The following is a 17,859-nucleotide window of genomic DNA, read 5'->3' as shown; positions in this document are numbered from 1 at the left end:
GTCACTCCTGGGCAAGCAGGCGGGCGGTGGGCAGACGGCGCAGGCTCCTCGCGGGGACCAGCGCAACGAGGCAGGTGAGGCCGACGGCGACGACGACCACGAGGGCCGTGCTGGCGAGCACCGCGGCGGTCGGCCGGGCGAACAGGGCCAGGGCGCCGACACCGAGCGCGGCTCCGGCGAGCGCGCCGATCACCGCGATGACCGCGGCCTGGCCGACGACGAGCCCGGCAAGGGTGCGGTCGCGCCAGCCGGCGGCCAGCAGCGAGGCGTAGCGGGGAGCCTGTTCGCGGATGTCCAGGTAGAGGATGTCGACGAGGCAGCCGAGGCCGATCACGGCCAGGAGCACGCCGGCGACGATGTCGGGGGTGCGCACCTGCAACGACACTGCGTCACCGAGCAGTGAGCCGACGACCGCGCCGCGAAAGGCGCTGGTGACGCCGAGCATGAGCGTCAACGCCGCGACACCCATGGCCAGGGCGACCGCGCCGGCGAGGACCCGCCCCGGGGTGCGCCGGCTGTAGACCAGCGCCATGCTCGCGACGCCACGCAACCGCATCGGCCGCGCGGTGATGCTCCCGGCCGGGCGCACCGCCTCGGCGGGCACGGCGCGGGCCGCCTGCCGGGCGGGCAGGAGGCCGGCCACCTGCACGAGCAGCAGCGCCGCGGGGACCGCCAGGGCCGACCGCCACCAGGGCACGGGCACACCCAGCGCTGCGCCCAGCGGGAGGGACAGGATCGCCCCGACGACCCCGGCCACCACGCCGACCGCGAGCAGCTCGGCGAGCACGTGCTGCAGCAGCATCGCCGGCCGCCACCCGAGGCAGGCCAGCACGCCGAGCTCGACCCGGCGGGCCCGCACCGCGGCGGTGGCCGAGATCGCCACGGACAGTGCGGTCGTCACGAGGATGAGCAGGAAGAGCACGAGGCTCTTGTGGTCGATCGCGGTGAGGATCGCCGTCGCGACGCCCTTCTTGACCCAGTTCTCCTGGACCCGCAGGGTCGGTGCTCCATGGGCGGTGGCAGGGAGCTGCACTACTTCGGGCGACGGCGAGGAGCCCACGGTGATGTCGACGTCGAGCCCGGTGGCCGCGCGGATCCGCTCGGCGACGAGGCGCACCCGCTCCCGGCTGACCGGGTCCGCCCCCTTCACCCCGGCGACGCGCACCCGGACGACGCTGATCGGCGCCGTCCGCAGCAGTGACCCGGCGGGGAGGTCGAAGGTCCGAGGGTTGGCGAATGCCGGCAACGCAGACAGGTTCGTCAGCATCAGCGGCGGGGCCTGCAGGTAGCCGGCCGGGTTGGTGTCCGGCCGCAGCGGCTGCCCGCCGAGCAACCGGCGCGTGGCCGTGTCGGCACCCACCGCTGCCGGCGGGCGGTACGTCTCCAGCGGCACCTCGGACAGCACCGACCCGGAGGTGAGCTTGCGCGGGTCGAAGGTCCCCACGGTGTTCAGGTTGAGCGTCAGCGGCAGCCTGGTCCCATCCGGCCCGCTCGCCGGCACAGCGGTGACCGTGCGGTAGGCGGTGTCGGCGGCTGCGGCGGGCACCTGGGCGAACTTCATGTTGACGTAGACGCTCGTCGACCACACCCCCGGGTCGTTCGTGACCACCTTCGGCACGAGCACCCCGTCCGGGCGCCGCGTGTAGCTCACCGCCGACGTGGTGAACAACGTCTGCGGGGACACCACGCCAGCGGCGCGGTGTGCCCCGCTGCCGTTCAGCCAGGCATCCAGGGCCTGCTGGGCAGTCACGGTGGTCGACGTCCCACCCAGGCCGGGCTGGCGCAGCAGCAGCTCCCGCGTGCGTTCTGCTCCGCGACCGGAACGGACGATCCCCACGCCCGCGGGCCCGAGCCGGTCCACCCGCACCGTGGCCGTGTCGTCGACCATCGAGGTGGCCGAGGCCAGGACGGGCACGTCGACGGCATCCGTGCCCGGAACCGGTGCGTCCCGTGCCGTCAGGTAGCGACCGCCGACGACGGCCTTGTCCACCCCCGCCAGTGCCGCCTCCGCGGCAGGGTCGATCGCCGCCACCATCACCGGGAAGGACCGCTGGGCCAGCACGCTGAACTGCCCGGGCTTGCCGACCCAGTGGTCACCGCCGATGCCGGCGTTGCGGTCCCAGCACTGCGCCGACCAGGTGTTTCGCGGGTCGAAAGGCGAGTGGATCTGGGCGCTCGTCGGCATGTCCGAGCAGACGGTCACGTCCCGCCCGCCAGGCAGGCTGTCCTTGACCGGGAGGTCGTCGGCGCCCATGTCGAGTGACAGCTGGTTGCCGACGTACACGTAGCCGGCCGACGCCGGAGCCGTCGCGAGACCGTGCAGGTCGTGGTCGGTCACCGTGAACCGCAGCACCGCGGGACCGCTCGTCCCGACCAGCGAGGTCACGTCGACCGGGTAGTCCACGGTCTGCAGCACCTCGCCGATCATCGCGATGGGCGCGGCGACCTCCACGCCCGGGACCTGCCTGACCGCGTCGACCTGGGCCGTCGTGATGCCGCCGAAGATCCCCGACAGGTAGTTGGGCCGCACCTTGCCCGAGGCCTTCTCGATCGCAGTCTGCGACCCTCGTGGCCGGACCAGCACGTCATACGAGCTGCGGAAGCTGGCGTTCACCGTCGCCGTCGTCTGCAGCCGAGCCGTCTCGGCGGACCCGGTGAGGACGACGAACGCCGTGACGGCCACCAGCACCGACAGCCCCGTCGCCAGCGCACGCCGCCACTCGTGTCGCAGTCGCCTCAGCGCGAGCCCCATCCCACCCCCCGGTGTCCGTGGGCCTGCTGCCCCCGCAGTGCCGGCCCAGGCCAGTCCTACCAGCCTCCGGCATGGCGGCACCCGCAAAATGCCGGAAGTCAGGCCCGGTATGCCGTGCCCCTCGCCTCCGGGTCACCCCGGGGCGTCGTCCTCGCGCGGGGCCTCGGGCATCTGCTGGGCGATGAGGCGCATGAACAGCCAGATGAGCGCGGTCTGCCAGGCCAGGATGACCAGGATCAGCAGCGGCCACCACTGGGTGAGCGCCTCGACCCGGGCCGCGTGGGGCACGGCGCCGAGACTGAACACGGCCAGCAGGAACGCGGCCCACAGCGCCACCGCCGCAGCCCGGTAACCCCGGCTGGGGTCGCGCGGCGGGTCGATGCCCAGGCCCCGGACGTCGTGCGGCGGGTGGTCGCGCAGCATCCGCCGCGTCAGGCGGTAGACCCGCGTGCGGGGGTAATCCCGCGCCAGCATCGCGCGCACGCTCGCCGCATGCCGTGGCCGCCACAGCAGCGAGGCGGGTAGCGTGACCGCCTCGATGCGCGCGCTCTCGGCGCGGAAGCCGCGGTCGCCCAGCACGCACCGGCCGCGCGCCGCGACGACGGCCGCGACCGGCCCGACCGAGACCGTGGCGCTGCCCGGCAGGTACCACGCGTAGAGCCCACACCGGCACCGCGCCGCGGGCGGGTGATGGCCGTGCTCGGCGCAGCGCGCGTGCTGCAGCGCGCCGTCCCACGGCCCTTCCGAGACGTGGACCAGGGGGTAGAGCCCGTCCCGGCGGAGGGTGAACTGCCGGTAGCCGCGCAGCTCCCCGGGGACCAGCGCGGGCCCCTCGCTCACGAGGGTGTCGGCTCGGGCTGCCGCACCGGCGGCGGCGGGGCGGTGAGCGGTTCCTCCGTCAGCGGCTCGAACTCGACCTCGCGCCGCTCGGTCCCGATGTCTCCCATGGCGCACCTCCCACGTCCTCACGGGCACCCGGCCCGTCCCTCCCATCGTCGGCTCGCCCGGCCCCGCCTGTCGAGGTCCACAGGGGTGGTATGCCGTGTCGGCCGGCTCCCGCCGGGGGCCGGGAGCCGGAGAGGCGGGTCAGTGCTGGAGGACCACGCCGTCGACATAGACAGGCGCGCTGGTCACCGTCCGCACCACCACGGTGCCATAGCGGACGTTCGTCCCGGCCGGTAGCCAGCGGACCTGGCGGTAGGCGGCGTGAGCCGAGTAGAGGTTGACCCGTCCCAGCCGGGCACCGGCCTGGAAGACGTCGACGGCGCCGCAGGTCGGGCACGTGGCCACCACGACGGCGATGCGCCGGGCCACCACCTGCCCGCGGCTGAGGGACGAACCGGTCGTCCGTGCACCGCTCCAGGTGCCGTACGCGTACGCCGTGGAGGAGCCTCGGACCCAGCCCCGCGATGCGGACAGGGACCGGTCGTCCATCGTCACGGACGCGCACCGCTCACCGCTCCACGGCCCGGCGTTGCCCGCCGCGTCGTGCGCCCGGACCGAGAAGCAGTACTCGTAGCCCGGCGCCAGGCGGAGCGGCAGGCTACGCGTCGTCCTGCCCTGCCACGCGGCGGGATAGGTGAGGCCGGACCAGCCACTGCCCGGGCCTGCGACCCGCTCCCTGAGGTCGTACCTCGCCACCCCCGACCCGCCGGCGTCAGTGCCGGCCCAGGACACGGTGGCGGACGCGGACGTCAGCGCAGAGGGCAGGGCGGCGAGCGACGCGACCGGGGCGGTCGTGTCGACACTCCACTGGCGGGCCACCTCGGCACTGGTCGCCCCGCTCGGGTCGACCACCCGGGCGTGAGCTGTGTGCGGACCTGCGCTCAGGCCGGTCACGGTCCAGCTGCTCCCGCACGGCGCCCACGCACCGCTGTCGAGGCTGCACTCACGGCGCAGGCTGCCCACCGGGTCGTCGCCGTCCGTGGCGCCAACCTGGAACGCGGCGGAGGCAGTCGACCACGCAGGCGTGGTGAGGCTCGCGGTGGGAGAGGCAGAGTCATCGGTGGACCACTGCAGGTCGCTCCAGTTCCCGACCCGGTCGGACAAGGGCCTGGCGTTGGTGCCATCGGCGGAGGCGATCCAGACGGTCCCCTGGTACGGAGCCGTAAACCGCACGAACGCCAGCTGGGCCCCGCCCGGGTCGAGCGTCGCAGACCGGTTCTCTCCCGCCGGGAGCGCCAGGTCGTGGGCGTTGCTGCCATCCATGTCCTGCACGGTGATGCGGGTCGGCCCCTCGCTCTGGCTGTCGTCCAGCCGCCGCCCCAGCACGAGGCGCCCGTCGGTGGTGACGGTGAAGTCGTCCACCCACGAGGTGCCGGGCACCGGCGTGACCACGCCGTCGGCGAGCCGGACGCTCACCATCGACGCGGCCTCGCTGCGCAGGAGCACGTGCTCGCCGTCCGGGGCCGCGGCCAGCTCGTCGGCGCGGTCGATCCGCGCGACCTGGCGCAGGCCGCTCCCGTCCCGGGCGACGACCCAGAGGGTGTTCCCGGCCTCGCCGGAGTCCCCGCGGAGGAAGGCAAGGCGGCCGTCGGGCAGCCACACCGGTCCGCGGGCCGCGTCGCTGAGGGTGTCCGCAGCAGTCCCGGGAACCGGGGTGCAGGCCTCGGTGCTGACGGCGCACACCGTGAGCCCCGTCTCGCCGGTGGCGGCCACCCACGACGTGCGTGCCGGGTCGAGCCTCACCACCCGGTTGAACGTGGTCGGCGAGCCCGGGACCGGGCTGCCCGTGACGCCGAAGCCCACCGGCGTGCCGTACACGTCGTTGGCCACCAGCTCTGATCGCACCTCCGGGAGGGTGAGGGTGACGTCGGTGGACTCGGCGAACGGCCCGTTGGCGGCCACGAGCGCCAGGGTGCGGGGGCCGTGGACCTCCGCCCTCATCGACACCGCCGCCGGCGGGGCCGTCGCCAGCAGCGTGCGGGCGCCGCCGGTGACGTCGTACAGGCGGTAACCGTCCCAGGTCCGAGTGGTCGGCGCGTCCCAGGTGATGGTGGTGCCCAGTCGTCCCGGGCTCATCTGCACCCCGGTCGGCGGAGGCACCGGTGCGTAGCCCTCGAACTTCACGGGGACCACCAGGTCGGCGGCTCCGTTGCCGTGGACCACCAGCTGTTCGACGACGGTGTAGCTGGTCGCGGTGGTCTCGACGGTGACGGCGCACTGGTCGCCCGGCTGAAGGGTCTTCCCCGTGCACGAGTCGGAGTCGGGGTCGACGGACAGCTGAGGGTACGAGCTGTTGGTCGAGCTGACCGCCGCCGCGCTGACCGTCCACGGCGCGTCACCGTCGTTGGTGACCGTGACCTGCTGCTGGTAGTCCGAACCACTCAGGCCACCGGCACTGATCGTGGCCGGCTGTGCGCTGGGGACCGGCCCCAGCGGCGTCTGGCTCCCGAGCCGGATCGCCGCGCCCACCTGTCCCGGGGTCGCCCCGCCGCAGGAGCCGCCGAGGAGGTCCGCGGTCAGCTGGCCCACGTCGCCGGTCCCGGTCGCCGCTACCTCGTGGACCACCAGTGTCCCCGCCGTGAACTGGCAGGTGCTCCCGGACCGGGTGAGCTGCATGTGCTGCTCGGGCTCGGCGCCGTCGAGCCCGAGGAAGTACGTCCCGACACGAGCCGGCCAGGCCATGGTCAGGACCGCCTGCTGCCCCGCGTCGCCGATGGTCAGGGCAACGGTGTGGTTGACCGGGTCGACCACGCTGGAGGGCACCCCGTGGACCGGACCGGCCGGCAGGGTCTTGTCGTCGGTGGCACTGGCGAGGGAGCCACCCGCCAGGCTGACGCTGGTCCCCACGACGGCGTCGTCGACGACGGCCGCGGGGGCGGCCTGCGCACCGGGGCCGCAGAGGCCCCCGACGACGGCAAAGGAAACAGCTGCGGCAACACGGCCGAGCAGGGGCAGGCTCATGCGTTCTCCGGGGTCTCGCGCCCGCCTCCCTGCGATCGCGTGGGGCTCGGCGCCCAGATGCTATCGGCGCCAGCAGGCCTGACATGCCCCGATTCGCCCTGATTCAGAGGATTCACAGACTCGGCGGCTCCGGGGCCCTTGGGCGGCGCCCGGTAGGCCGTGTGCCCGGATGACAGAAGGCCCCGAGGACGTCGTCCTCGAGGCCTTCTGTCATCTGCGGAGGCGGCGGGATTTGAACCCGCGAGAGGTGATTAACCTCAACCCGCTTAGCAGGCGGGCGCCATAAACCGGGCTAGGCGACGCCTCCGTGCGCACGCCGACGGCTGTGCCGAAGCACCTCCACGGACCGTGAGCCTGCACAGGCTATCCGCCCGCGCACCGCCGGGGCAAAACGGGTCCCCGGCGGTGCGAGAGGGGCTCAGTGCAGCGAGCAGATGTCGGCGTCGGCCGCGCGCGCCTTGAACGTCGGCGTCGCGGACGGCGCGGTGGCGGCGGCCGACCGGGACGGCAGGGGCGTGGTGCCGATGCGGTTGGGCACCGCCACGACCTGGGGGCTGCCTGTCCCCACGCTGACCTCGATCGTCTCGCCGAGCAGGTCGTCCTGCCTGAGCTCGGCTCCCGGGAACGCGGCCGCGACGGTGCGGGCAGAGTCGGCCTTGCTGGGGCTGTAGCTGACGATGACGCCGCTGTGCCGGTTGCTGCCGGTCTTGAACCCCTCGATCTGGAAGCCCTGCAGCTGCAGGTCACCCGCATCCTGACGCGCGATGCCCGGCACTCCCGAGTCGTTGATGACCGAGACGTGGATCTTGTCCGGCGTGACGATCAGCGGCTCGGACGTCGGCGCCGGCGTCGGCGAGGTGGCCGGCGCGGGGGTGCCTGCAGGCGGCTTGCCCGTGCCAGGGAGGGGCTCGTCCTTGGCGATGGCGTCCCACAGGGCCGACGCCTTGTCGGTCCACTGCACCCGCGCCTGGTTCGCGGTGTACGGCTCGACCGGGACGGTGAGGAAGCGGATCTGCGAGGAGGGCAGACCCTGGACGCTCATCGCCACCTCACGCAGCGAGTTGAGGTTACCGAGACCGGGGTCGGTGGTGAGCGACTTGGTCGCCGCGTCGAGGAAGCGGAAGAGCTTGTCCGGGCGCAGCAGCGTCCCGCTGCTCGTGGCCGTCTGGACCATCGAGGAGAGGAACGCCTGCTGACGGTCGATCCGGCTCAGGTCGGACCCGTCGCCCAGCGTGTAGCGCGCCCGCACGAAGGCGAGCGCCTGCCTGCCGCTCACTTCGCTGCGCCCCTTGGGGAGCTTCAGCCCGCTCAGGGGGTCGTTCACCGCCTGGGGCACGCACACGGGGACCGCGCCCAGGGCATCGACCATCGACTCGAAGCCGAGGAAGTTGATCACCATGAAGTGGTCGATCCGGATGCCGGTGTTCTGCTCGACCGTCCGCAACGTGCAGGCGGGGCCCCCGGCCGAGAAGAAGGAGTTGAACTGCTGCACCTCCCAGGTCGCCATGTCGTTGCTCTTGTTCTTGCAGCTGACCGGTCCCTTGACCATGGAGTCACGCGGGATGCTGACGACGATGGCCGACTTGCGGTCCGCCGCCAGGTGCACGAGCAAGGTGGTGTCCGAGCGCGCCCCGCCCACCTCAGCGGAGGTGCCGAAGGCGTTCGTGCCGAGGTTCCGGGTGTCGGACCCCATCACGAGGATGTTCATGGGCGGCAGGTCGGTCTGCTTGTCCCTGGTGGCCTGGGCCTTCGGCCGGCTCCCGAGCTGACCCGCGAGGTCGAGGTGGTGGATGTTGCCGTTGAGCTTGATGTAGGCCAGCAGCCCCAGCACGAGGACCACCGCCATCAGGGCCGCGCCGATGATCGCGCCCCGCCGCAGCAACGGGTGCCGGTGGGCGCGGCGGCCCTCTGCCCTCATGGCCCGGCGAGTGGTGAGATCGCCCGCGGTCGCGTCGAGGTCCTCGCGCCCGGAGCGGGTGCTGTGGGCCTCCCGACGCGATCGGCCTCGGTCGCGGTCCGCGCGCAAGCGGGTCACTCAGGAGCCTTTCTGTGGTGGCCCGGGCAGCGCGCATCGCGCGCACACCCGGCTGTAACCGAGGGAGTGTAGACGGACGACATGTGTGTTCCCCAAAACGGTCCAAGACGTCAAGAAAGCGTCTCGACGCTGAGCTGCCCCTCGGCATACCGCCGGCGCAGGACCTTCTTGTCGAACTTCCCGACGCTGGTCTTGGGCACCTCGTCGATGAACGCCCAGCGCTCCGGCACCTGCCAGTGGGCCAGCCTGGCGGCCAGGAACTCCTGCAGCGCCGCCGCGTCGACGGTCGCCCCGGGGGCGCGCACCACGGTGGCCAGCGGCCGCTCCCCCCACTTCTCGTCTGGCACCCCGACCACGGAGGCCTCGACCACCTCGGGGTGGGCCATCAGGGCGTTCTCGAGGTCCACCGAGGAGATCCACTCGCCGCCGGACTTGATGACGTCCTTGGCGCGGTCGGTCAGGACCAGGAACCCGTCGGGGGTCAGCGAGCCGACGTCGCCGGTGCGCAGCCAGCCATCGTCGAACTTGCTCTCGGCGTCGGCACGCTCGGCCTCGCTGTTCTGGCCGTTGTCGTAGTAGGAGCCGGTGATCCACGGTCCGCGCACCTCGACCTCGCCGACGCTGGTGCCGTCCCACGGCTGCTCGGCGCCGTCCGGCCCGACGAGGCGGTAGTCCAGCGACAGGGCGACCCGCCCCTGGGTCTCCCGGTAGTGCCAGTGCTCCTCTCCCGTCGTGCCCACCGGGGCGACCGCCGTCGAGCCCAGCGGAGACATCTCGGTCATCCCCCAGGCGTGGACCACCGTGACGCCGTGCCGCTCCTGCATCGCCCGCATCAGCGCCGGCGGGCACGCCGAGCCGCCGACGACGACCGAGCGCACCGACGAGCAGTCCGTGGGGTGCTGGTCCAGGTAGCGCAGCAGGTCGTTCCAGATGGTCGGCACCGCGCCACCACCGGTGACCTTCTCCGTCTCGATCATCCGCGCCAGCGGCTCGGCCTGGAGGAACCGGTCCGGCAGGATCAGCGAGGCGCCGGCCATGAGCGCGGCGTAGGGCAGGCCCCAGGCGTTGGCGTGGAACATCGGGACCACGGCGAGCAGCCGGTCGCCCTGGCGGATGTCGAGGCTGGTCGGCATGCAGACCTGCATCGTGTGCAGGTAGTTGGAGCGGTGGGAGTAGACGACGCCCTTGGGGTTGCCCGTGGTGCCGGAGGTGTAGCACATCGACGACGCCGTGGTCTCGTCCAGCTCGGGCCAGTCGAAGCTGTCCGGCTGGCCGGAGAGCAGCTCGTCCCAGTCGTGCACGCCCTCGATCCGGTCGCTCGCCCCCGCCAGGGCGTCGCGGACCTCGTCCGGGACCGGCCCGTTGACGATGACGTGGCGGACCGTGGCCAGGTGCGGCAGCAGCTTGCTGAACGGCGCGGCGAGGGAGTTGTCGACGATGACGACCTGGTTCTCCGCGTGGTTGGTCACGTAGATGACCTGCTCGGGGAAGAGCCGGATGTTGAGCGCGTGCAGGACGGCACCCATCGAGGGCACGGCCAGGTAGCTGATCAGGTGCTCCGCGTTGTTCCACATGAACGTCGCGACGCGCTGGTCGCCGTCGATCCCGAGACCGCGCAACGCGTGGGCCAGCTGGGCTGCCTTGCGGCCCACCTCGGCGTAGGAGGTGCGCCTGGGGCCCTCGGCGGTCCAGGTGACAGCCTCCTGCTCGGCATGCATGCGCGTGCCGTTGAGGAGGATGCGGGAGATGAGCAGCGGGGTGTCCTGCATGGTGCTCTTCATGGCTGGAGCCTGCCATGCGCGACGCCCTCACGGGAGTGTCCGAGGTCACGGCGTTTCGGGACAACCCAGTCAGATGAGGTTTGATGGCCCTCATGAATCGACGCATCCTCCTCCCCTCGATCGTGGGCGGGGTCCTCGTGGTGGGCGCGGCGGCCGGGGGGTTCGTCCTGCTCCACCAGCGCGAGGCGGCGCGCGACGACCGCGCGGCCAACACCGCCGCGACGTCCTTCGCCCGGGCCTGGACCGCACGCAAGCTCGATGACCCGATCGCGACGTATGCCGGGTCCTCGCCGAAGCAGGTCGCGGCCAGCTTCCGCACGACAACCGGACCCCTGGGCGCCGTGCCGGTCAAGGTCACCGTGGCCGACGTCCACCGCACCGGCGAGACCGGCAACGCCCGGCTGCACGTGTCGTGGCAGGTCGGCAAGGGCCGGACGTGGGCCTATGACGAGACGGTCGGCCTGAAGAAGACCGGCCAGACGTGGGGGGTCGTCGCCGACGGCAAGACGTCGCTGTGGCACCCCAAGCTGCCGGCGGGCACCGCCCTGTCCTTCGAGCACACGTGGGGCAAGCGCGGCGACATCCTGGACCGCAACGGCCAGCCGCTGCTGACCACCGGCACGGTCTACGACATCGGGCTCGACCCCTCCCGGGCGACGGCGCAGGCCGCGACCGAGGTGGAGAAGCTGACCCACGAGGCTCCCGGCTCCCTGGTCACCGCGCTGGCCAAGGCCAAGGCGGCGAAGTCCTCGCAGGTCATCGACGTCATCACCTACCGCGAGAGCGACTTCGCGCCGATCAAGGCGCGACTCGATGCGCTTCCGGGGGTCGTCCACCCGACCCGGGACCAGCCCCTGGCCGAGAGCCGCACGTTCGCCCAACCGCTGCTCGGCTCCTACGGCATGGTCGGCGCCGAACGGATCCAGGCCAGCAACGGCCGGTTCGCCGTCGGCGACCGTGCCGGCCTGACCGGTATCCAGGGGGCGTACGACTCGGTTCTCGGCGGGACGCCGGGCATCTCCATCCGGGTCGGCGGCGCGACCGGCGAGGAGCTCTACGACGTGCCGGCCAAGGACGGCACCTCGGTCACGATGACGCTCGACCCGAAGGTCCAGCGGGCCGCGGAAGCTGCCCTGACCGGCAGCAAGGCCGTCCCCTCGGCGCTGGTCGCGGTCAATGTCAGGACCGGTGAGCTGGTCGCCGTGGCCAACAGCGCCGGCCAGAGCATCGACAGCGCCCTGCGCGGCCAGTACGCGCCCGGCTCGACGCTCAAGGTGGCCACCACCTACGCCCTGCTCAAGGGCGGCCTGACCCCGACGACGCCGGTGAACTGCCCGCCCAAGGTCACGGTCGAGGGCACGACGATGCAGAACTACGAGGGTGAGAAGTTCGGCACCGTTCCGTTCGCGACCGACTTCGCCAAGTCCTGCAACACCGCGTTCATCGGCCTGGGTGTGAGCCGCCTGGGCAACGACGACCTGCACCGGGCTGCCACCGAGCTCGGCATCGGCGCCGGGTGGGCCAAGAACCTCGGCGTCCCGGCGTTCGACGGCGACATCCCGCCGGCGAGCGGGGCCACGGAGCGAGCGACGACCGCCTTCGGGCAGGGCAAGACGCTGGTCTCTCCCGCGGCCCTCGCCGTCATGTCCGGATCCGTCGCCCGCGGGAGCTACATCCCGCCGACCCTGGTGAAGTCCCCCGCGCCCGAGGGCGCTGACCACACCCCCAAGCCGCTCGACGCCAAGGCGACGGCCCAGCTGCAGCAGCTGATGCGTCTGGTGGTGACCTCCGGCACCGGGACCAAGGTCAAGGACGCCCCCGGCGGCCCGGTCTACGGCAAGACGGGCACCGCCGAGTTCGGCACGAAGAAGCCCTTCAAGACCCGCGCCTGGTTCACCGGCTGGCAGGGCGACATCGCCTTCGCGGTGCTCGTCGAGGAGGGCAAGAGCGGCGGCGACGTCGCCGCGCCGCTCGCGAGGACGTTCCTCGCCGGTCTGCGCTGAGCCGGGCCACACGGCATACCGGAGCCGGGCCGACCACGGCCCGGACACGACGAAGCCCCCGGGAGGAGTCCCGGGGGCTTCGTGCTGTGTGACGTCAGTGCGTCAGCTGCAGCTCGACTCTCAGAGAGGGCGAACGGCGTCGGCCTGCGGGCCCTTCGGGCCCTGGGTGACCTCGAACTCGACGCGCTGCGCCTCGTCGAGGGAGCGGTAGCCGTTGGTCTGGATGGCGGAGTAGTGGACGAAGACGTCCGGGCCGCCACCATCCTGGGCGATGAAGCCGAAGCCCTTCTCAGCGTTGAACCACTTGACGGTGCCCTGTGCCATGGGGATAACTCATTTCCTTGTGTGGCCAATGGAGCCCACACCTCGCGGGCTCCAGGCTGCCGCACTACCCCCACACCTGCGGGACATGCCCGTTCTGATGAAAAAAGCCCGCTGATGGGCGGGCATTTCTTCGACCTGCGAGGAACTGCAACTGCAACCGGTCGTCACGTTAGCACGATGACTCGCCTCCGCCAGGGTTCTATCCAGCACAAGGACGGCCTGAATTTCGCCAGCTCGAGGACCCTGTGGTACGCGCCGCGCCGGCCACGCGTCCGGGACCGTCGTCGCAGGTCAGGGCCGAGGTCAGAGCCAGCAGGAGACGCGCACGGCGGTGCCGTCGGCGAGTGAGCGGATCTGGACCAGGTCGCACAGCTGGTTGGCCAGCCACAGGCCGCGGCCGCGGCCCTGCTCACCGGTCGGGGTGCGCCGCCCGACCAGGGCGTCCTCGATGCGCCCGTGGTCGCGCACCTCGCACACGATGCGGTCGGGCTCGCGCCACACGCGCAGCACCCCGCCCCCGCCGCCGTGGTCGATGCTGTTGGCGCTCACCTCGTGGACCGCGAGGACGAGGTCCTCGACCCGGTCCGGGTCCAGGCGGACGTCGCGGGCCCGTTGCCGGACCAGTGCACGCAGCCGGCCGAGGTCCGCGACGCCGAACGCCTCGAGGTCGACGTGCCCGGCGGCCGGCTCGGGCAGGGGCAGCTCGAACGCCGCCCGGATGTGGGCCATTCCGCCGTAGCGCCTGCTGCCCTGCTCCGCACCGCGCTCCACGAGCTGCGGGTGGCTGCGGTGCGCCTCCTCGATGACCGCCCCGTCGAGCGCGTCGGCCTCGTAGGGGCAGCGCAGCCACAGCGGCACGGTCGGCCCGATGGCGAGGTTGAGCAGCGACTCGTGCACCTGGCACTCGGTGACCTCGGGGGAACGCCGCCCGGCCCAGACCGGCTCGCCGATGCCCCGGAGCGCTCGGGAGCCGCCGCCGTTGTCGTCGATGAACGCCCGCCAGGCGGGGATGATGCGGGCCGGGTTGCGCCCGAGCTCGGCCATGTCGACGAAGGCGACCCCCTCGGGGCTGCCGCCGAGCTCGCGCCGGACCCACTCGATGCGGGGGCGGATGAGCGCCACGAGGACGGGCTGGCCCTGGGCGACGGCCTCCTGGACGAAGGGCACGGTGCCGGCCAGGAACTCGTCCTTGCCGGACCACAGGAACGCCTCGTGCCGGTAGCCCTCACTGGGCTGTGCACCCGCGGCGGTCAATGGCATCCGTACGCCTCGCTCCACTGGCGGCGCGGACAGGCTTGACGGGACGGGGCTCCCCTCGGGCCTGCGCACGCCGACATCGTTGTTCGACCCGATCACGGTACCCACGGGAAACCTCGCGGAACAGACCTTTGGCACAAGTGGCGACAACACGCCACCCGCCCGCGGTGCGAGCGTCCTCGCAGGTCAGCCCGCCGGATACAGGCAGCCGGCGCTCCCCCGACCCGGCGCAGGGTGACCAGCCCTCCGCGGGGCGGTCCAGGGCGAAGACTTGACCACACCCGGGCGGGGTCAACCCTTCACCCGAACCCGTCAGACCGGTGAACGGACGCGACAACAGAAAGACCCCCGGTCGCAGCACCTCCGGGGGCATCCTGGTGGGCGGAGGGCGTGGGATTCGAACCCACGATGCCGTTGCCGACATAGCGGTTTTCAAGACCGCCGCACTAGGCCACTATGCGAGCCCTCCAGACCTGCGGTTTCGCCGGGAAGAACGAGCCCATCGGGCTGGCCGTCCCGCGAACGTCCCGCAGGCTTGGCGCCAGCCTCCCCCGCAGGGGCGAAGGCGCTGACGCCGGGGAGAAGTGTTGCACGGTCCTCGACCAACGCGGCATCGATGCGGGCGTTGGCGACTTCCTCCTGCCCGTGATGGCCGGCCAGGCGAACATCGTCGTCTCGCACGGGCACCGACCGGCCCCGCAATGCGGGGGACGGGCCGGTCGGTGCCCTTACCGTGCGTCCACCGGCTCCGCAGGGGGGAGGATGGGCCGGTCGGCGCACCACCACTGTGTGCCCGGCACCGGGGGCCGCACCCGTTACGGCGGCAGCAGGCCCGCTAGTGCATCGGGATCAGGAGACCTGGCTGGTCACGCCATCGGCCGCCTCGCACGCCGCGCCGACGGAGGGGAAGATCTCGAAGACGTCGGTCAGGCCGGTGATGGTCAAGACCCTCAGGATGCGCTCGTCGGGGCCGGCCAGGGACAGCGAGCCGTTCCGGGACCGCGCCGCGGCCAACCCCCCGACCAGCACGCTCAGGCCACTGGAGTCCATGAAGCTCACCTCCTCCAGGCCCACCACGAGGTGCGTGTGCCCGGCGCTGATCTCCGCGTCCAGCCGCTCGCGAAGCATCGGGGCGGTGTAGGCGTCGACCTCGCCGCCGACACGGACCAGGGTGCTGGCCCCTCGGGACTCGCTGGAGATCGTCAACCCGTCCACGTGCACTCCTCGTTCCGGTCCGCGGTGCCCACCACTCTTGCCCCGCCCCATGGCCGCGGCCTGTTGCAGGGGCGGCAGGTCTCCTAGTGCGAAGGGATCACTGCGAGCCTGGGCCGGCGGGGGTCACTGCCGGCCGGGGCCGGGAAGCCACAAGGTCACGCACGTGCCCCCCTGCGGGCTCTCGCCCACGTCGCACCGGCCGCCGGCCAGGGTGGCCCGGTCCTGCATGCCGGCGATCCCGCGGTGACCCGGCGTGGACCCGTTCACCGCGGCTCCGGGCCCGACGCCGTCGTCGTGCACGGTGACCTCGAGCCCCCCGTCGGCGCCGGTGACCCTCACCGCGACGGTCGCAGCCCGGGAGTGCTTGAGCACGTTGACCAAGGCTTCCTTGGCGATCCGGTAGGCCATGGCCCGCGTCGCCTCCGGCATGGCCGGCTCCCGGCTCCCCTCGACGGTGAAACGCACGGCAGCCCCCTCGAAGACCTCCTCGGCTGCCCGGGCCAGCGCCGGGGCCAGACCGCCGCTCAGGTCCGGGGGCTCCAGGTCGAACAGCAGGGCCCGCAGCCGCTCGGTGGCCCCGGTCACGCTGGCTTGCATGCCCTCCAGCTCCTCGAGGAGCTCCGGCGCCCGCTCCCGGATACCACGTCGGAGCAGCCCCAGGCGAAGGTCCACCGCCGCGCACGCCTGCACCGTGTCGTCGTGGACGTCTGCGGCGATGCGGACCCGCTCGGCATCCTGGGCATCGACCAGCCGGGTCAACAGCGCCTCGCGCTGCTCGGCCAGCTCATGCAGCGCCGCCTCGGCCGCCAGACGGTCAGTGATGTCCCGTTGCACGGTTGCCAGGGCAAACGGCTCCCCGGTGCGGGAGTCACGCATGAGGAAGCTGGCGATGGCCACGGGAATCGGGGGGCCACCGCTGTGGCTGCGCAGGGTGGACTCCCCCTCCCAGTGGCCCTCGCGGACGACGGCCGGCTGCTCCACCGCCAACGAGGCGACCAGGCCCTCGGGCGTGAGGTAGTCCGCGATCGTGGTCGTCGTGACATCGACGTCGACGCCCAACCCGATGAGGGCGCGTCCGCCCGGGTTCACGTACTGCACGGCACCGTCCAGGCCAGCGATGGCGATGAAGTCCGGCGAGGCCTCGACGAGCGCCTTGAACCGGCCGAGGTCGGCGTTGGCGAGCCGGAGCGCGGCCTCCGTGGCGCGCAGCTCGGTGATGTCCGAGGCGATCCAGGCCGTCCCCAGGTCCGCTGACGTGTCCGGGTGGTGCAGGCGGAACACCTCCAAGTCGACGATGCGCTCGGCAGCGCCGCCGTCCTGGTGAGCAACACTCAGGGGCAGCTGCCCCGACCAGCGGCCGGCCGTTTCCAGCTGAGCCCGGATCTCCTGCGCGTGCTCCTGCCCGATGTAGGTGGCCAACGCCGACCACGCCTCCTCGCCATCGGCGGCGAGCCCCATGTCGGCGACCCGCGGGTTGAGGTACCCGAGGCTGCCCGCGGTGTCGGAGATGCCGATGAGGTTGTCCGAGGCGTCCGCCAGGGCCTGGAACTTCACGAGCTCCTCGCGAGCCCGGCGGTGGGCCTGGAGCAGCAGGGCGTTGTCCACCGCCAGCGCGGCGCGCCCCGCGATGTCGGCCACCAGGTCGATGTCCTCGTCGCGGAAGGGGCCGGCAGCCTCGGTGCGGGCGACGTCGACCAGGCCGACGAGCTGACCCCGTGAGTGCAGCGGCACGCGCAACACGGCCCCTCCGGTCCTCGACGCCGCCAGCCGGCCGAGCGGACCTCCGGGCGCTGCGGCCTTCGCGCGGGCATCCGGGTCGAGCACGGTAGGGGCCGCCAGCGCCGCGGCAGCCGCGACCTCAGGGGTGTACGACGCCGCGTCATGCCCCTCGCTCGCCAGGATGGAGGCGATGTCGCGCTCGGCACGGCCGCCCTCCCACGCGGCCGCCGGCGTGAGCCGCTGACCGTCGGCGGACCGCAGCCAGAGCACCCCCGCCGGCCCGGCCACCTCGGTCACGGCACGGACCACCACCTTGAGCAAGGCCGGCAGGTCCAGGACCTCGCGGGTCAGGACGGTTGAGAGCTCGGCCAGGTGGTAGGCACGGCGCCGGGCGGCGAGGGCTTCACGTTCGAGCTGGCGTTGCTCGGTGACGTCGGTGGCGACCCCGAGCGCTCCGCTGAGCGTGCCGTCCTCGTCAAAGACCGGTTCGAAGTACAGCGAGAGGCGCCGGCCGATGTACTCCCTCTCCGCGTGGAAGGCTTCTCCGGCCAGTGCCCGGGTCAGGGCCTCGGTGCCCAGCGGGTCGTCGCGGTAGAACTCCAGCAGGTCCGTCCCGACCATCTCGCCGGGGCGGAACCCCAGCGCCGCCAGCCCCGAGCCGAGTGACAGGGTGCACCGGCCGGTGGGGTCCATCCCGAAGATGATCTGCGGGCCGACGTCCGGGCCTTCCTCGGCCGAGAGCCACGTGCGCTGTTCCATCCCGGTTCGCCCCCACAAGGTCGGGCCTCAGTGACGATGTGCCGCCATGGTAAGCACGCCCCGGCGTCCGCGGCCCGGTTCCGGCAGGCTCGCCAAGCCGCACCGCGG

Annotated in this window: 10 protein-coding genes and 2 tRNA genes; 1 reads left to right on the top strand and 11 read right to left on the bottom strand. The window is 72.6% G+C overall.

The genetic code is table 11. The annotated features are described in order from the left end of the window. Window position 1: 1 nt before the first annotated feature. The 6 genes from FB474_RS18100 to FB474_RS18075 form a co-directional block, all read right to left on the bottom strand. Window positions 2-2,752 (bottom strand): FtsX-like permease family protein, encoded by a 2,751-nt coding sequence (locus FB474_RS18100; protein ID WP_141790257.1) that lies wholly within the window; start codon window positions 2,750-2,752, stop codon window positions 2-4. A 132-nt stretch (window positions 2,753-2,884) separates the two neighbouring features. Beyond that, window positions 2,885-3,592, bottom strand: coding sequence for a hypothetical protein (locus tag FB474_RS18095; RefSeq protein ID WP_141790256.1), 708 nt, complete (start codon window positions 3,590-3,592; stop codon window positions 2,885-2,887). 246 nt (window positions 3,593-3,838) lie between these two features. Further along, window positions 3,839-6,658, bottom strand: a complete 2,820-nt coding sequence (locus tag FB474_RS18090) for a hypothetical protein (protein ID WP_141790255.1) — start codon at window positions 6,656-6,658, stop codon at window positions 3,839-3,841. A 217-nt stretch (window positions 6,659-6,875) separates the two neighbouring features. Further along, window positions 6,876-6,965: transfer RNA gene (locus FB474_RS18085), tRNA-Ser, on the bottom strand. A 111-nt stretch (window positions 6,966-7,076) separates the two neighbouring features. Continuing rightward, window positions 7,077-8,576 carry an LCP family protein gene (locus tag FB474_RS18080; RefSeq protein WP_141790254.1) on the bottom strand — a complete coding sequence of 500 codons (1,500 nt, stop codon included), beginning with the start codon at window positions 8,574-8,576 and terminating at the stop codon, window positions 7,077-7,079. A 227-nt stretch (window positions 8,577-8,803) separates the two neighbouring features. Then, window positions 8,804-10,474, bottom strand: coding sequence for a long-chain fatty acid--CoA ligase (locus FB474_RS18075; RefSeq protein ID WP_141790253.1), 1,671 nt, complete (start codon window positions 10,472-10,474; stop codon window positions 8,804-8,806). 92 nt (window positions 10,475-10,566) lie between these two features. Between FB474_RS18075 and FB474_RS18070 the strand changes: the two genes are divergently transcribed. Then, complete coding sequence (locus FB474_RS18070; RefSeq protein ID WP_141790252.1) at window positions 10,567-12,477, top strand: penicillin-binding transpeptidase domain-containing protein; 1,911 nt, start codon at window positions 10,567-10,569, stop codon at window positions 12,475-12,477. 120 nt (window positions 12,478-12,597) lie between these two features. Here FB474_RS18070 and FB474_RS18065 read toward each other — a convergent pair whose 3' ends face one another. The 5 genes from FB474_RS18065 to FB474_RS18045 all read right to left on the bottom strand — a co-directional run bounded on the left by FB474_RS18065 (window position 12,598) and on the right by FB474_RS18045 (window position 17,751). Continuing rightward, window positions 12,598-12,801, bottom strand: coding sequence for a cold-shock protein (locus FB474_RS18065; protein WP_034805904.1), 204 nt, complete (start codon window positions 12,799-12,801; stop codon window positions 12,598-12,600). Window positions 12,802-13,104: 303 nt separating this feature from the next. Then, on the bottom strand, window positions 13,105-14,061 hold the full coding sequence (locus tag FB474_RS18060; protein WP_141790251.1) for a sensor histidine kinase: 957 nt from the start codon (window positions 14,059-14,061) through the stop codon (window positions 13,105-13,107). Window positions 14,062-14,440: 379 nt separating this feature from the next. Continuing rightward, window positions 14,441-14,527: transfer RNA gene (locus FB474_RS18055), tRNA-Ser, on the bottom strand. A gap of 380 nt (window positions 14,528-14,907) precedes the next feature. Next, on the bottom strand, window positions 14,908-15,273 hold the full coding sequence (locus tag FB474_RS18050; protein WP_246092600.1) for an STAS domain-containing protein: 366 nt from the start codon (window positions 15,271-15,273) through the stop codon (window positions 14,908-14,910). A gap of 123 nt (window positions 15,274-15,396) precedes the next feature. After that, window positions 15,397-17,751 carry a PAS domain-containing protein gene (locus tag FB474_RS18045; RefSeq protein ID WP_141790249.1) on the bottom strand — a complete coding sequence of 785 codons (2,355 nt, stop codon included), beginning with the start codon at window positions 17,749-17,751 and terminating at the stop codon, window positions 15,397-15,399. Window positions 17,752-17,859 lie beyond the last annotated feature (108 nt).

The sequence above is a fragment of the Oryzihumus leptocrescens genome, from assembly GCF_006716205.1.
GTDB classification, from domain to species: domain Bacteria; phylum Actinomycetota; class Actinomycetes; order Actinomycetales; family Dermatophilaceae; genus Oryzihumus; species Oryzihumus leptocrescens.
Note: the sequence above shows the minus strand (reverse complement) of the source record. Positions and strands in the feature narration are given on the sequence as shown.

Coding starts and splice junctions, on each gene's coding strand:
- FB474_RS18100 (WP_141790257.1), bottom strand. CDS start 2,752: ATGGGGCTCGCGCTGAGGCGACTGCGACACGAGTGGCGGCGTGCGCTG.
- FB474_RS18090 (WP_141790255.1), bottom strand. CDS start 6,658: ATGAGCCTGCCCCTGCTCGGCCGTGTTGCCGCAGCTGTTTCCTTTGCC.
- FB474_RS18080 (WP_141790254.1), bottom strand. CDS start 8,576: ATGAGGGCAGAGGGCCGCCGCGCCCACCGGCACCCGTTGCTGCGGCGG.
- FB474_RS18075 (WP_141790253.1), bottom strand. CDS start 10,474: ATGAAGAGCACCATGCAGGACACCCCGCTGCTCATCTCCCGCATCCTC.
- FB474_RS18070 (WP_141790252.1), top strand. CDS start 10,567: ATGAATCGACGCATCCTCCTCCCCTCGATCGTGGGCGGGGTCCTCGTG.
- FB474_RS18065 (WP_034805904.1), bottom strand. CDS start 12,801: ATGGCACAGGGCACCGTCAAGTGGTTCAACGCTGAGAAGGGCTTCGGC.
- FB474_RS18060 (WP_141790251.1), bottom strand. CDS start 14,061: ATGCCATTGACCGCCGCGGGTGCACAGCCCAGTGAGGGCTACCGGCAC.
- FB474_RS18045 (WP_141790249.1), bottom strand. CDS start 17,751: ATGGAACAGCGCACGTGGCTCTCGGCCGAGGAAGGCCCGGACGTCGGC.